Annotated in this window: 13 protein-coding genes and 1 pseudogene; 8 read left to right on the forward strand and 6 right to left on the reverse strand. The window is 70.4% G+C overall.

Features of this window, described 5'->3' with window-relative positions:
• Window positions 1-35 precede the first annotated feature (35 nt).
• Together AWC19_RS23595 and AWC19_RS23600 are read left to right on the forward strand one after the other, a co-directional pair.
• Window positions 36-1,412 carry an FAD-binding oxidoreductase gene (locus AWC19_RS23595; protein WP_085080511.1) on the forward strand — a complete coding sequence of 459 codons (1,377 nt, stop codon included), beginning with the start codon at window positions 36-38 and terminating at the stop codon, window positions 1,410-1,412.
• Between the two features lie 36 nt (window positions 1,413-1,448).
• The gene (locus AWC19_RS23600) at window positions 1,449-1,700 is read left to right on the forward strand and encodes a ribosomal protein L7/L12 (RefSeq protein WP_085080512.1); all 252 of its coding nucleotides are present in this window, start codon (window positions 1,449-1,451) and stop codon (window positions 1,698-1,700) included.
• Between the two features lie 5 nt (window positions 1,701-1,705).
• Here AWC19_RS23600 and AWC19_RS23605 read toward each other — a convergent pair whose 3' ends face one another.
• The 4 genes from AWC19_RS23605 to AWC19_RS23620 form a co-directional block, all read right to left on the reverse strand.
• Window positions 1,706-2,518 carry a polysaccharide deacetylase family protein gene (locus AWC19_RS23605; RefSeq protein ID WP_085080673.1) on the reverse strand — a complete coding sequence of 271 codons (813 nt, stop codon included), beginning with the start codon at window positions 2,516-2,518 and terminating at the stop codon, window positions 1,706-1,708.
• A gap of 251 nt (window positions 2,519-2,769) precedes the next feature.
• Window positions 2,770-4,164 carry an alpha/beta hydrolase gene (locus AWC19_RS23610; protein WP_085080513.1) on the reverse strand — a complete coding sequence of 465 codons (1,395 nt, stop codon included), beginning with the start codon at window positions 4,162-4,164 and terminating at the stop codon, window positions 2,770-2,772.
• A gap of 83 nt (window positions 4,165-4,247) precedes the next feature.
• On the reverse strand, window positions 4,248-6,467 hold the full coding sequence (locus AWC19_RS23615; RefSeq protein ID WP_085080514.1) for a heavy metal translocating P-type ATPase: 2,220 nt from the start codon (window positions 6,465-6,467) through the stop codon (window positions 4,248-4,250).
• A 33-nt stretch (window positions 6,468-6,500) separates the two neighbouring features.
• Window positions 6,501-6,713: a heavy-metal-associated domain-containing protein gene (locus AWC19_RS23620; RefSeq protein WP_085080674.1), complete on the reverse strand. Its 213-nt coding sequence runs from the start codon at window positions 6,711-6,713 to the stop codon at window positions 6,501-6,503.
• A gap of 242 nt (window positions 6,714-6,955) precedes the next feature.
• Here AWC19_RS23620 and AWC19_RS23625 point away from each other — a divergent pair, with 242 nt between their 5' ends.
• A complete protein-coding gene (locus AWC19_RS23625) occupies window positions 6,956-7,429 on the forward strand; it encodes an SRPBCC family protein (protein ID WP_085080515.1) in 474 nt (157 codons plus the stop codon).
• Here the strand turns inward: AWC19_RS23625 and AWC19_RS23630 are convergent.
• A pseudogene (locus tag AWC19_RS23630) lies at window positions 7,424-7,634 on the reverse strand (pyridoxamine 5'-phosphate oxidase family protein); the annotation flags it as partial. The gene AWC19_RS23625 and the pseudogene AWC19_RS23630 sit on opposite strands and share 6 nt — an antisense overlap.
• Before the next feature lie 4 nt (window positions 7,635-7,638).
• On the opposite strand from AWC19_RS23630, the gene AWC19_RS23635 reads away from it, so the two are divergent.
• Entirely contained in the window at window positions 7,639-7,995 is a 357-nt protein-coding gene (locus AWC19_RS23635) for a DUF417 family protein (protein WP_142281376.1), read from the forward strand.
• Here the strand turns inward: AWC19_RS23635 and AWC19_RS23640 are convergent.
• Complete coding sequence (locus tag AWC19_RS23640; protein ID WP_245849283.1) at window positions 7,970-8,587, reverse strand: TetR/AcrR family transcriptional regulator; 618 nt, start codon at window positions 8,585-8,587, stop codon at window positions 7,970-7,972. The two genes, AWC19_RS23635 and AWC19_RS23640, sit on opposite strands and share 26 nt — an antisense overlap.
• Window positions 8,588-8,703: 116 nt before the next feature.
• On the opposite strand from AWC19_RS23640, the gene AWC19_RS23645 reads away from it, so the two are divergent.
• From AWC19_RS23645 to AWC19_RS23660, 4 genes are all read left to right on the forward strand, one after another.
• On the forward strand, window positions 8,704-9,342 hold the full coding sequence (locus tag AWC19_RS23645; RefSeq protein WP_085080516.1) for a TetR/AcrR family transcriptional regulator: 639 nt from the start codon (window positions 8,704-8,706) through the stop codon (window positions 9,340-9,342).
• Window positions 9,343-9,434: 92 nt separating this feature from the next.
• Window positions 9,435-11,210 carry a flavin-containing monooxygenase gene (locus AWC19_RS23650; protein ID WP_085080517.1) on the forward strand — a complete coding sequence of 592 codons (1,776 nt, stop codon included), beginning with the start codon at window positions 9,435-9,437 and terminating at the stop codon, window positions 11,208-11,210.
• Entirely contained in the window at window positions 11,207-12,844 is a 1,638-nt protein-coding gene (locus AWC19_RS23655) for a flavin-containing monooxygenase (protein ID WP_085080518.1), read from the forward strand. Before AWC19_RS23650 ends, AWC19_RS23655 begins: the two co-directional genes overlap by 4 nt.
• A complete protein-coding gene (locus tag AWC19_RS23660; protein ID WP_085080519.1) occupies window positions 12,845-13,936 on the forward strand; it encodes a sulfate ABC transporter substrate-binding protein in 1,092 nt (363 codons plus the stop codon).
• The last annotated feature ends 4 nt before the right edge of the window (window positions 13,937-13,940 follow it).

Consider the following 13,940-nt stretch of genomic DNA (forward strand, 5'->3'; position numbering starts at 1 on the left):
CAAGACCCGCGACGCAGCTAGAGGAGGTGCCGGCCATGAGCCTGACCACCGCAACCGAGGACATGCGCGGCCGATTCGGGGCCAAAGCCATCCTGCCCGGCGATCCCGGATACGACGACGCCCGGGCGCTGCACAACGCGATGATCGACAAGCGGCCCGCGGTGATCGTGCGCTGCGCATCGGCCGCCGACGTGGCGGGCGCGCTGGAATTCGCGCGCGGCCGCAACCTGGCGGTCGCCGTGCGCGGGGGCGGCCACAATGGGCCCGGGTTCGGTTCCGTCGACGGCGGCCTCGTCGTCGACCTCGCGCCGATGAACCGCGTCGACGTCGACCCCGACCGGCGCACCGCCCGCGTGCAGGGCGGCGCGACGTGGGCAGAGGTGGACCGCGCGACCCACGCCCACGGCCTGGCGACGCCGGCCGGCATCATCTCCAGCACCGGGGTTGGCGGCCTCACCCTGGGCGGCGGCCACGGCTACCTCACGCGCAAGCACGGCCTGACCATCGACAACCTGCTGGGCGCCGAGGTGGTGCTGGCCGACGGCCGGGTGGTGACGGCGTCGGAGGCCGAGCACCCCGACCTGTTCTGGGCGCTGCGCGGCGGCGGCGGAAACTTCGGCGTGGTGGTGTCTTTCACGTTCCGGCTGCACCCGGTGCACACCGTGATCTGCGGTCCGACCGCCTGGCCGGCGTCGGCCACCGCCGACATCCTGCGGTGGTACCGCGACTTCCTGCCCGCCCAGGATGACGACCTCTACGGGTTCTTCGCGAGCATGACCGTCCCGCCGGCCGCGCCGTTCCCCGAGGCGTTCCACCTCCAGAAGGCGTGCGCCGTGATGTGGTGCTACATTGGCGATCCCGACCGGGCGCACGAGGCGTTCGCCCCGGTCCGGCAGATGCAGCCGGCGTTCGATGGCCTCGTCGCCGCCCCGTATCCGGCGCTGCAGTCAACCTTCGACGACCTGTATCCCAAAGGGCTGCAATGGTATTGGCGCGGCGACTTCATCCGGACCGTGCCGGACGCCGCCGTCGACGCCCACGCCCACTTCACCGCCGAGCTACCGACGATGCACTCGACGATGCACCTCTACCCGATCGACGGCGCGGTCCATCGCGTCGGCCGGACCGACACCCCGTGGGCGTACCGGGACGTCACCTTCTCCCAGGTCATCGCGGGTGTCGACCCCGACCCGGCGAGCGCGGAATCAGTGAAGCGATGGGCGGTCGACTACTGGGACGCCATCCACCCGTACTCGGCCGGCGGCGCGTACGTCAACTTCATGATGGACGAGGGGCAAGAGCGGGTCCGGGCGACCTACGGTCCGAACTATCAGCGGCTCAGCGAGATCAAGGCGCAATACGACCCGGGCAACGTGTTTCGCATCAACCAGAACATCCTGCCGGCCGGATAGGGAGCGCTGCGGAGCGCGTGACGACATAATCGTCGAGTGATCGAAGACGCCCACCTCTACCGCCGTCTTGCGCTGCTCGAGCAGCAGGTGCGCCTGCTGTCCGAACGGGTCGGCGTCGAATGCCCGATATTCGGCAGCGACACCGCGCCCGCGCCTCTGGAAGGCGGGGTCCCGGCCGAAGTCGTCGCCCTGGCCCGCGCCGGCAACGCGATCGCGGCCATCAAGCTGTTCCGCGAGATGACCGGCGCGGGGCTGCGCGAGGCCAAAGAGGTCGTCGATTCCCTGTAGCCCGGCTACGGGGTCTTGAGAAAGACGTCGTTGAGGGTGACCGTGCGCAGGTTTCGTTCCCGGATGATCTCGACGAGTTGCGGATAGACGTGCGTGACGGGCAGGTGGTTGAGGTGCCCGATGACGATGGACTGCGGGGTGAAGTACTCGTCGGCCATCTTCAGGATGTATTCCTCGGTGATCAGCGTGGAATCCGACAACGACCCCGACCACAGCGTCGGGACCGTGTATCCGAGGTCGGCGGCGACCGCGTCGACGGCGGCATTGCGCTTGGCGTACGGCGGGCGCCAGTACGGCTTCGCGCCGATGCCGTAGGTCTTCTTCAGGAAATCGTCGTTGCGGCTGAGCTGTTGGGCGATCTCGCCTTTCGACAGGGTGGTCAGGTCCGGGTGTGACCAGGTGTGGTTGCCCAGCTGGATCTGTCCGGAGTCGACGAGCGGCCGAAGCATCGCCCGGTTTTCGGTCCAGGAGTCGTAGACGCCGTTGACGAAGAACGTCAGCCGCACCCCGGTGTCCTTGGCGAACTGCGTGTAGGCGCGCACCACCTCGCTGTTGACGCCGTCGTCGACCGTCAACGCCAGCAGGTCGCCATCGCCGGGGATCTTGGTCAGCGCGCCGCCGCCGGGCAGCGGGATGCGGGCGCTCGGCGGCGGCGGCCCCAGCAAGGCCGACGGCGCCGTCGGACCGGCGGCTGCCGCCGCGCCGGCCGGCGGAGCCTGCGCGAACGTCCGGGGCTGCGGGTCGACCACCACACGCGCGGCGCCCACCCCGGCGACGGTGGCCGCGGCCAGCGCGCCGAGAAAGCGACGCCGGCTCAGCTCCGGCGCACCTCGGTCGGAGGCACCCCCGAACGGGGACGTGAACGGGGGGACGAAAAACCCGCCGCGTCTGTGGGCGGACCGTTTGCGGTGCGACGTCGGCACACGCGATCCGGCACCCCGGACACCGCCGCAGCCAAACTCCGTCGTCACAGCAGCGAACGGTATCACCAGCACCCCGGATGTGCAGGATCTGTCACGGCAGCGTCAGCTGTGAACTCGGCCTCGAAAAGGTAACGGTCAGGCATACCTCAATGCGGCGCCCCGGGGCGATATTGCGGCAAACTGACGGGCTCGGCGTAGGGGGTTCCCAGCGTCGAGGCGAGCCACGGCAGCGACGCGGCGAACGCCTGCGCCGCAAACGGCCAGTCGTGCTTGCCGGGCTGTGTCACCACCGCGCAGGCGATCCCGTTGGCCGTCGCCACGGCGCACAGCGAGGTCGCGGCGGCGTCCTGGCCCTCGGGGTTGGCGATCGGGTCGGTGGTCGGGGCGCTGAGGGTCGAATTGGCTTCCTCGGCGACGTTGCGCGCGCCGGAGGACGCCGGCACGTCGAACCAACCCGAGACCCCGGTGTAGCGGCCGTGGCGGGTCATGACGGTCGCCGGGTCGAACGCGGCCCACGCATCGGTGTTGCCGCCGAACAGGCGGGCAAGGGTTTGCTCCTTGCTGCCCCCCACGGTGGGGCGGACGTCGCCGGCGATGTCCACGAACGCGCTGAACATCTCCGGGTGCATGACGGTCAAGTCGACGGCGCAGGTGCCGCCCATCGACCATCCGGCGACGCCCCAATTGGCCCGGTCGGCGCTCACCCCGAAGTTCGAAATCACAAAGGGGACAACGTCTTTCGTCAGGTGGTCGGCAGCGTTGCCGCGTGCGCCGTTGACGCATTCGGTGTCGTTGTCGAAGGTGCCGGTGGCATCGACGAAGACCAGCACCGGGGCGAAGCCGTGGTGGCGGGCGGCGAAGTCGTCGATGGTGGTGAAGGCGCCGCCGGGGCGCAGCCAGTCGGCGGGGGTGTTGAACGCCGAACCGATCATCATCACGGCCGGGAGCCGGGGCGGCGGATTGCTGCTGAACCACGCCGGGGGCAGGTACACCAGTTCCTCGCGGTGGGGGAAGTGCGACGCGTCGGGGCTGATCGTCACCGGCACCACGACGCCCTTGGTCGGCTTGGTGCCCTTGAGCTGCATCGCCGTGACCCGCAGGCGATCGATCTGGTCGGGCAGCGGCGCGGAGGTCAGCTGGTTCCACGCGGCCAGCACGGTCGGGAAGTAACCGACCCAGGCGTTCAGCGACAGGGCCGCGCAGAGCACGCACAGCGGGACGGCCAGCACCGCGAGGCACCGTCGCCACCATCGGGCGCCCGGCCAGCCCAGCAACAGCACGGCGAGCGCCAGCCCGCTCGTCGCGATCCACAGCCACAGCGACACCGGCGCGGGATCCCCGGCCACACCGATCGACGTGATGTACCAATACGCCAGCCCCGTCATCGCGGCCGCGGCGCCCAGCGCCACCGCCAGGGGCCAGCCGCGCCAGCGCCGCCGGCGCCACCCGATCGCGGCCAGGACCACCAGCAGCGTGAGCGCCTGCAGGGTCAGCGGCAGCCAGCCGTGCAGCAGTGACAGCTGTTCGACGAAGTGGGGCAACGGTCGTGACCTTCGCTAAATCCGATTCGTTCCGCGAGGCTGACTGGTGGCGCTTACCTATGGCGAGGGCAAGCCAGATCAAACTATCCCACAGGATCAAAGCCAGTCGTGCGAGCGAAGGCCCGCAGCCGCAGGCTGTTGCCGACGACGAACACGCTCGAGCACGCCATCGCGGCGCCGGCGAGCATCGGGTTGAGCAGGCCGAGGGCGGCCACCGGGATCGCGGCGACGTTGTAGCCGAAGGCCCACAACAGGTTCGTCTTGATGGTGCGCAGCGTCCGGCGGGAAAGCCGGATCGCGTCCGCCGCGGCGCGCAGGTCGCCGCGCACCAGGGTCAGGTCGGCGGATTCGATCGCGACATCGGTGCCGGTGCCGATCGCCAGCCCGAGATCGGCGGCGGCCAGCGCCGCGGCGTCGTTGACCCCGTCGCCGACCATGGCGACGACCCTGCCCTCGGACCGCAGGCCCGCGATCGCGGCGGCCTTGCCGGCGGGGGTGACCTCCGCGAGGATCCGTCCGATGCCGACCTCGGCGGCGACGTGCCGCGCCGCGGCGGCGTTGTCGCCGGTCAGCAACACCGGCGTCAACCCCAGCAGCTCGAACTGCCGGACGGCTTCGGCGCTGGTGGGTTTGACGGTGTCGCCGATCACCAGGATCCCCCGGGCGCGGCCGTCCCACCCGGCGACGACCACGGTCTTACCCTCCGCTTCGGCGCGGGCCTTGGCCGCCGACAATGCGGGGTCGGCGGCGCAGGTGGCGAGCAGGCTCTCCCGGCCGACGGCGACGGCGCGGCCCTCGACGCGGCCGCGAACGCCCTCACCGGGCACGGCCACGAAGTCCAGCACCGCGGGCAGCGTCCCCTCCTCGGCGGTCGCGGCCTCGGCGATCGCCCGCGCGACGGGGTGCTCGGAGGCATCCTCCAGCGCCCCGGCGTAGCGCAGCAGCGTCGCGCGGTCGGTGCCCGGCGCGGTAACGACGTCGACGAGGGTCATCCGGCCGGTCGTCACCGTGCCGGTCTTGTCGAGCACGATCGTGTCGACCTTGCGGGTCGACTCGAGCACTTCCGGTCCCTTGATCAGCACGCCGAGCTGGGCCGCGCGGCCGGTCCCCACCAGCAGCGCCGTCGGCGTCGCCAGGCCCATGGCGCACGGACAGGCGACGATGAGCACCGCCACGGCGGCCGTCAGGGCTAGAGTCACGGGCTGTCCGGCGGCCAGCCACGCCGCGAGGGTGGCCGCGGCGACGGCGAGAACGATAGGAACGAACACCGCGGCGATGCGGTCCGCCAGCCGCTGCGCGTCGGCCTTGCCCGATTGGGCCGCCTCGACGAGCCGGGCCATCTGGGCGAGCTGGGTGTCGTCGCCGACCCGGGTGGCGCGCACGACCAACCGCCCGCCCGCGTTCACGGTGGCGCCAATGACGGCGTCGCCGGCCCCGACCTCGACCGGGACCGCCTCCCCGGTCACCATCGACGCGTCGACCGCCGACGAGCCGACGAGCACCGTCCCGTCGGTGGCGATCCTCTCGCCGGGGCGCACCACGAACTCGTCGCCGACGGCAAGCTCTGTCGCGGGGATGCGCGTCTCGGCGCCGTCCCGCAGGACCGCGACGTCCTTGGCGCCGAGCTCGAGCAGGGCGCGCAGCGCGGCGCCCGCCCGCCGCTTGGCGCGCTTCTCGAAGTACCGGCCGGCCAGGACGAACAGGGTCACGCCGGCGGCCACCTCCAGGTAGACGTGGCACGCGCCGTCACCGGGCGCGGCGGTCAGCCGAAAGCCGTGGTGCAGGCCCGGCCGCCCGGCGGCGCCCCAGCACAGGGCGTACACCGACCACAGGAACGCCGACAGCGTCCCGATCGAGACCAACGTGTCCATCGTCGCGACGCCGTGTTTGAGGTTGACCCAGGCGGCGGCGTGAAACGGCCGCCCCGCCCACAGCACGACCGGCGCGGCCAGGGCCAGCGACGCCCATTGCCAGTAGCGGAATTGCAGGCCGGGGACCATCGCCGTCAGGATCACGGGGCCGGCGAGCAGGGCCGCGACGACCAGCCGCGAGCGCAGCGACGCCAGCTCGGCGTCGTCGGGCGCCTCGGGACGACCTCGCGGCAGCGCCGCGGTGTAGCCGACCTTTTCGACCTCGGCGATCAGCGCCCGCGCGTCGTACCCGGACGGCACCGTCACGGTGGCCTTTTCCGTCGCGTAGTTGACCCTCGCGTCGACCCCGTCGAGCCGGTTCAGCTTCCGCTCGATGCGCGCGGCGCACGAGGCGCACGTCATCCCCGCGATCTCGAGCTCGATGCTGTTCATGGGGCGGTCGTCGGGGGAGGGGTCCGCTTCGGGTTACGCGACCGGGACCGCGGCGAAGCCGGCTTCGTCGACCGCTCCCAGCACCGCCTCCTGCTCGATCGGCGCCGAGCTCGTGACGACGAGCCTGCCGGTTTGCGCGCTGACGTCCACCGCGTGCACACCGGCGATCCGCGCCACCTCGGATCGGACGGCGGCCTCGCAGTGCCCGCAACTCATCCCGCTCACCTGGTACTCGCTCGTGGTCACGACGCTCCTTTCCGCAGGCCACTCGCACATAGGCGTCCTCGATACGCGTTTCCCTGGGGGTTCCCGTCAGGTCGTCGCCGCGCACGGGCAACACGATTCTGCCTGAGCGGCGAGAACGCGTCAGATCCGGTCAGGCTCCGGTCAGAGGTGGCCCACCCCGAAATCGGCGCACAGCGCGACTCGGCGAGGCGTAGCGTCGGCCCCGAACTGCCGAACTGCCGAACTGCCGGAAGGAGCCAGACATGACCGTCACCGTCGTCGACGCGGGCCCCCGCCAAGTGAGTCGGTCGGTCGAAGTCGACGCGCCGGCCGCCGAGCTTTATGCGATGGCCGCCGATCCGCGGCGCCACAGCGAATTGGACGGGTCGGGCACCGTCGTCAGCAACGTCAAGGCCCCGGCGGAAATGGCTGTCGGAGCGAAGTTTTCGACGAGCATGAAGATGTTCGGCCTGCCCTACCGCATCACCAGCACGGTGACCGAGCTGAAGCCGAACGAACTGGTCGAATGGCGCCACCCGCTGGGGCATCGCTGGCGGTGGCGATTCGAGTCGCTGTCGCCCACCCGCACACGCGTCACCGAGACGTTCGACTACCGCGACGCCGGCGCCGTCAAGAACGCGCTGAGGTATTACGACCTGATGGGCTTCAGCAAGGCCAACGCCGCGGGCATTGAGGCGACGCTGTCCAAGCTGCGCGACCGCTACGCGCGGTCATGACGGATCGTCGGCGTCCCAGGCGATTACACCCGAGACCCGGTGGGACAGCTGGTCGACCTGGTCGTTGCGATGCAGGTGGCGCGGCGGCGACGCGTAGCTCGCGTACGGCCGACAGCGGATGACCACGCGGTTTTCCCGCTCCGACATCTCCGCGACGGCGGGGACGCGCCTCCTCGCCGAGCGGCTGTCCCGACATCCGCGCGGCCGACTTGCCGAACGCATCCGGACACCTGATCCGTCGCTGCGGCCTGGTGGTCGTGTTGGCCTGGATCGGCTTCGGCAAGTACGCGAAGATGGAATCCCGCGTGCTCATCGAGCACAGCCCCCTGATGAGCTGGATCTATCACGTCTTCAGCGTCAGCACTGTCGCGCGCGGGCTGGGAACGATGGAAATCGTTGCGGCGCTTCTCATTGCGGTGCGGCCGCTGTGGCCCCGCGCGTCGGCGGTCGGCGTTCCGGTGTTGTCGGCGCTGCCCGGCCAGTTCCTGCTTAAGGATCTCGTGTTGATCGGCGTGGCGCTGTGGACGCTGGGGGATTCGCTCAAGGCGCGAACAGCGTGCCCCTGATCAACTCCTTGGCCGAGCGCAGCGTGGCCGCGTAGGCGGCCGGCGCCAGGCTGGCCGCCTGCTCGGTCAGGCCGCGGATCAGCGCGTGGATCGCGTCGACCGCCGCGCGGGGATCGGTGTCGGGTGGCAACGCCTGGCGGGCCGCGGCGTCGCCGACGATCTCGTCGACGATGTCGCGCAACGCTTTTAGTCCCGGGTATCGGGGGCGCCCGCCGCGGGTGCGCGCGGTGCTCTCGGCGCGCATCGCCCGGTCGAACGCGGCCAGGTACGGATACTCGCGCATCAACCGGTCCCATTCGTCCAGCACCGCCTCGAGCCGGCCCACCGCGTCGTCGGCCCGTGCCGCGGCGGCGCGCAGGCGTGGCCGCGCAAGCGCGTCGATGCCGGAGACGGTGGCATTGAGCAACGCGGACTTGGTCGGGAAGTAGTGGTACAGGCTGCCGCTCGTCATGCCGGCCGCCCGCGCGATCGCGCGGATCGTGGCCCGCGAATACCCCACTTCGGCGACGCAGCGCATCGCCGCTTCGGTGATCCGGACGCGGGTCTGCTCGCCGTCGGCCCCCACCGGGCGCCCCAACGGCGCGGCGGTCACCGCGTCACCCGCCGCGCGCTTGCGCGCGGGCGGCCCGAGTAATCGATCGCACGATCATATACTCGAGGCCGCGGCGGCCCGGCCGTCTCCGGACAACGAGGAGTGGGTACTGCACGATGACGCGGGCACAGCGGGGCCGCCCCGTCGGCGCGAGCGGCGAGGAGACCCGCCGGCGCATCATCGCCGCCACCATGAGCTGCGTGGCCCGGGTGGGCTACCCCCGGGCGACGATCCGGGAGATCGCGCGCACCGCCAAGGTCACCAGCGCCAGCCTGTACAACTACTTTCCGACCAAGGCCGAGCTGATCGAGGCGGCGGTCGCGGCCAGAACCGACGTCGCCCTGCCGCGGCTGCGCGCGGCCGCCGGCGGTCCCGGCGGCGCCGTCGAACGGATCGAAGCCGTACTCGACGAATCCGGCCGGCTGATGCGGGAATATCCCGACCTGGCCGCGTTCGAGTGGGCGATCCGCGCGGAGAACGCGCCGGCTGTCGACTCCCGGCCGGTGGGCGGCGCGGACTTCCAGGCGTTCCGCGAGATCATCGAGGGCATCGTCGGGGACGCCGAGGGCCGGGGAGCGGTGGAAGCGGTCTATGCGCTGGTCTATGGGCTCACCGAGCTGGCGGCCACGCTGCCTCCCGAGGAGTATCACGCGGCGCTCGGGTCGGCCAAGCGCCTGGTGCGCGGGACGCTGCTGGGAGCCCCGACCGTCGAGACTGCTCCCAGCGCGCGGCCGCGGCGCCGGTCGGCGCGCTGAACGCAGCGTCGATGCGCCGGCGGGCGCGGTCCAGCTTGATGTGATCAAGTGATTGATTATAGAGTGCTCCTCACGAGCAGAAAGCCGAGACCTTGACCGAAACCGTGGGAGCGGCGTTCGACGTCGAAGCGCTGCGCCGGAAGTACGCCGAAGAGCGGGCGCGGCGGCTGCGGCCCGACGGGATCGCGCAATACGTGCAGACGGCGGGCGCCTTCGCCCGATTCGCCGAGGATCCGTGGGCGGACGGGAATTTCGCTCGAGAACCCCTGACCGACTCGGTCGATGTGGCGATCGTCGGCGCCGGCTTCGGCGGGCTGTTGACCGGGGCGCGGCTTCGCGAGCTCGGCGTGGCGAGCGTGCGGCTGATCGACCGAGCGGCCGACGTGGGTGGCACGTGGTACTGGAACCGGTATCCCGGGATCGCTTGCGACGTCGAGTCCTATGTGTACATGCCGTTGCTGGAAGAGCTGGGCTACATCCCCACCGAGAAGTACGCCAAGGGGCCCGAGATCTTCGCCCACTGCCAGCGCATCGCCGAGCGCTACGACCTCTACCGCGACGCGTGCCTGCAGACCGAGGTGCGCGAGATACGCTGGGAGCCAGGCGATTCGCGGTGGATCATTCGGACCAACCATGGCGACGAGATGCGGGCCAGGTTCGTGTCCATGGCCAACGGGTATCAGGCCACGCCCAAACTACCCGGCATCGAGGGCCTCGGCTCTTTTCGGGGCCCGGCGTTTCACACCAGCCGCTGGGACTACGCCTACACCGGCGAGAGCCTGGAAAAGCTGGCCGGTCAGCGCGTGGGGATCATCGGCACCGGTGCCACGGCGATCCAGTGCGTGCCGCACCTGGCCGCCGCGGCTGGCCATCTCTACGTCTTCCAGCGCACGCCGTCGTCCGTCGACGTCCGCGCCAACCGGCCCACGGATCCCCAGTGGGCCAGCGCGTTACGGCCGGGCTGGCAGCGACGGCGGATTGAGAACTTCCAGATCCTCACGGCCGGCGGCCGGGCCGAGGAGGACCTGGTCGCCGACGCCTGGACCAGCATCACGCGCAAGCTTCCCGTCATGCGCCACGACGGCGCCGGCCCGACGGCCCAGGACGTGGAGCTGGCCGACTTCGCCAAGATGGAGGAGATTCGCGCGCGGGTCGACGAGCTGGTGGCCGACCGCGCCACCGCCGAGGCGCTCAAACCCTGGTACGGCTACTTCTGCAAGCGGCCCTGCTTTCACGACACGTACCTGCAGACGTTCAACCGCGACAACGTCACGCTGGTCGACACCCGAGGGCGCGGCGTGCAGCGCATCACCGCGGCCGGCGTGGTCGTCGACGGGGTTTCCTACGAGCTCGACTGCCTGATCTTCGCGACGGGTTTCGAGGTGGGCACCGATTACTGCCGGCGCACCGGGTTCGAGCTGATCGGCCGCGACGGCGTGACGCTCACCGAGCGGTGGCGCGACGGCGTCCGGACGTTCCAGGGCTTGTGCACCAACGGCTTTCCCAATTGCTTCATCGAGAGCATCGCCCAGGCGGGCCTCACCGTGAACTTCCCGTACCTGCTCGACGTTCAGGCCAGCCACGTCGCGTGGATCATCGCGTGGGCGCTGGAACGTGGCGTCGCCGAGCTCGAGGCCTCGCCCGCCGCCGAAGCCGCGTGGGTCGACATGGTGGTGGCGCGGTCGGCGGCGACCGCCGAGCGGGCCGCCACCTGCACCCCGGGCTACTACAACCGGGAAGGCAAGGCGGACGCCAAGACCCGTCAGGGCAGCTTTTTCATCGGCGCGCCGACCGAGTATGCCGACCTCCTCGCGGCGTGGCGGGCGCAAGGCGACCTGGACGGTCTCGAGATCCGGGGGCGCAGGTGACGAGCCGGCGAGCCCGCCGGCGCTACGCGATCGGGCGGCTGCGCGCGGCGACGCGGCGCCGCGGGTCCCCCAAGGTTGCGATCATCGGCGCGGGCTTCGGCGGCCTCGGCGCGGCGGTGGCGTTGCGCCGCGCCGGCATCGACGACCTGGTGATCATCGAGGGCGCCGACGGGGTGGGCGGCACCTGGCGGCACAACACCTATCCCGGCGCCGCGTGCGACATCCAGAGCCACCTTTATTCGTATTCGTTTGCGCCGAACAAACATTGGAGCCGCACCTACGCCCGGCAGCCCGAGATCCTGGCCTACCTCGAGTCGGTGGCCGACGACTTCGACCTGCGCCGCCACCTGATGCTGGGCACCACGGTGCGCACGGTTCGCTGGGACCCGGACACCTGGACCTGGGAGTGCCGGCTGGACCGTGACGGGCGCCCCGCCACCCTGGCCGCCGACGTCGTCGTGTGCGCCGTCGGGTTGTTCGGGTCGCCGAGGCTGCCCGACATCGAGGGCCTGGGCGATTTCGCCGGGCCGCTGCTGCACACCGCCCGGTGGGATCACCGCGTCGATTTGGCCGGCAAGGACGTGGCGGTCATCGGGACCGGCGCCAGCGGCGTGCAGGTCGTTCCGGAACTGGCCAAGATTGCCCGTCGCGTGACCGTGTTCCAGCGGACCCCGCCGTGGATGGTGCCCAAGGACGACCGACCTTATACGGCAACGGAATTGGCGCGGTTCCGGCGCAACCCCCTGGCCGCGCGCCTGACCCGGTGGCGGATCTGGAAATTCCAGCACGACAACACCGCGACCTTCGCCGACGACCCGGTGGTCGCCGCGCGCACGCACGTCGCCACCTCGTTTCTGGAGCGCACCGTCGCCGATGAGCGACTGCGTCGCGCCCTCACCCCGGACTATCCCTTCCGCTGCAAGCGGGTGCTGCTGGGCGACGAGTATTATCGGGCGTTGCAGCAAGACAACGTCGATCTGGTGACCGAGCCCATCTCGCGGATCGGTGCGACGTCGGTGAAAACCTCGGCCGGCCGAACGGTCGACGCCGATGCGATCGTGCTGGCGACCGGGTTCGAGGCGGCGCGCTACCTGTCCGGCATCGAGGTGATCGGGATGGATGGGCAGCGGCTGCACGAGCGCTGGGGCGCGGAGCCGAGCGCCTACCTGGGCGTGGCGGTCGGCGGGTTCCCGAACTTCTTCATGCTCTACGGGCCCAACACCAATCAGGGCGGCAATTCGATCGTCTACATCCACGAGGCCGGCGCGCGATTGATCGCCAGCGCGGTCAGCCGGGTGGCGCGCCGCGGGGGCTACGTCGTCGTGCGGCCCGAGACCGAAAAGCGCTACAACGAGCGGCTTTCCGCGGACCTCGAGCGCACCGTATGGACCCAGTGCGACAGCTATTTCCGTTCGCCCACCGGACGCATCGTGACCCAATGGCCCTATACCGAACTGGAATACGCCCGGCGCACCTGGCGGCTGCGGCCGCGGGAGTGGCTGCATTGCACCGGCAGTCACACGGCTACGGCACCGGTCACTTATCTTCAGGCTGATTCTCATGGCTGTCGAAAGCCGGCGCGATCGTTACCATCTCCCAAAATGTTCGAGCCGGACGGGAACCGTCTGGAGTGATTGCCGCGAGAGGACGCCCGGATGGTACAAGTGCGTCCGGCGCTCGAGCGACTCCGCCTACCGGCCCGCATCGGCTGGCTCAACGTCATCGGTGTCGTCGCGATCGTCCTGGCCACCACCGCGGTCGTGATCAAGAACCTTCCCGCCCCCGGCTTTAACCAGATTCTCAACGTGTCCTACGACCCGACACGCGAGCTGTACGCGGCAATCGACAGCGAGTTCGTCCCGCAGTATCGTGCGCGCACCGGAATCACCGTGGAAATCAAGGAGTCTCACGGCGGATCCGGACGTCAGCTGCGCAGCGTGCTGGACGGCAGCCAAAAGGCCGGCGTGGTGTCGCTGGCGCTGATCAGCGACGTCCAAACGCTCAGCAAGCGCGGCCTCATCGCGGCTGACTGGCAACGGCGCCTGCCGAACAATTCGGTTCCCTACACGTCGACCATCGTCTTCGTCGTCCGCAAGGGCAATCCGAAGAACATCCATGATTGGCCCGACCTGATCAAGCCCGACGTCGCGGTGGTGACGCCGAACCCGCGCAGCTCGGGCAACGGCCAGCTCAGCGTCCTGGCCGCCTGGGGTTCGGTCACCACCCGCGGCGGCAGCCAGGCCCAGGCGGCGAACTACCTGCGGGCCCTGCTGCACCACGTGGCGGCCTCCGACGCCGGCGCGCGCAGCGCCGCCGACAGCTTCGCGCTGGCGAAGATCGGTGACGCGCAACTGACTTGGGAGAACGAGGCGCTGCGTGAGGTCGCCGCCAACCGGGACGAACTCGAACTCGTCTACCCGCCGGTGAGCATCCTCGCCGAGCCCGCGGTGGCCTGGGTCGACGCCAACCTCACCGACAAGACCGCCGCCTATGCCAGGGCGTACCTCGGTTACTTGTTCACCGATGCGGCGCAGGAGCTGGCCGCGCAATTCGGCTATCGACCGTTCAAGCCCGAAATCCTTGCCCGGCACGCCGATCGGCTGCCGCCCGTGGCGCTGTTCGGGATCGGCGCCATCGCCAAGGACTGGAACGACGCGCGCGAGCAGTTCTTCGGCACCAACGGCATCCTCGACACCGTCTCGGCGCCGGTGGCGTCGGGAACGTAGCGGA

This window comes from Mycobacterium palustre, assembly GCF_002101785.1.
GTDB classification, from domain to species: domain Bacteria; phylum Actinomycetota; class Actinomycetes; order Mycobacteriales; family Mycobacteriaceae; genus Mycobacterium; species Mycobacterium palustre.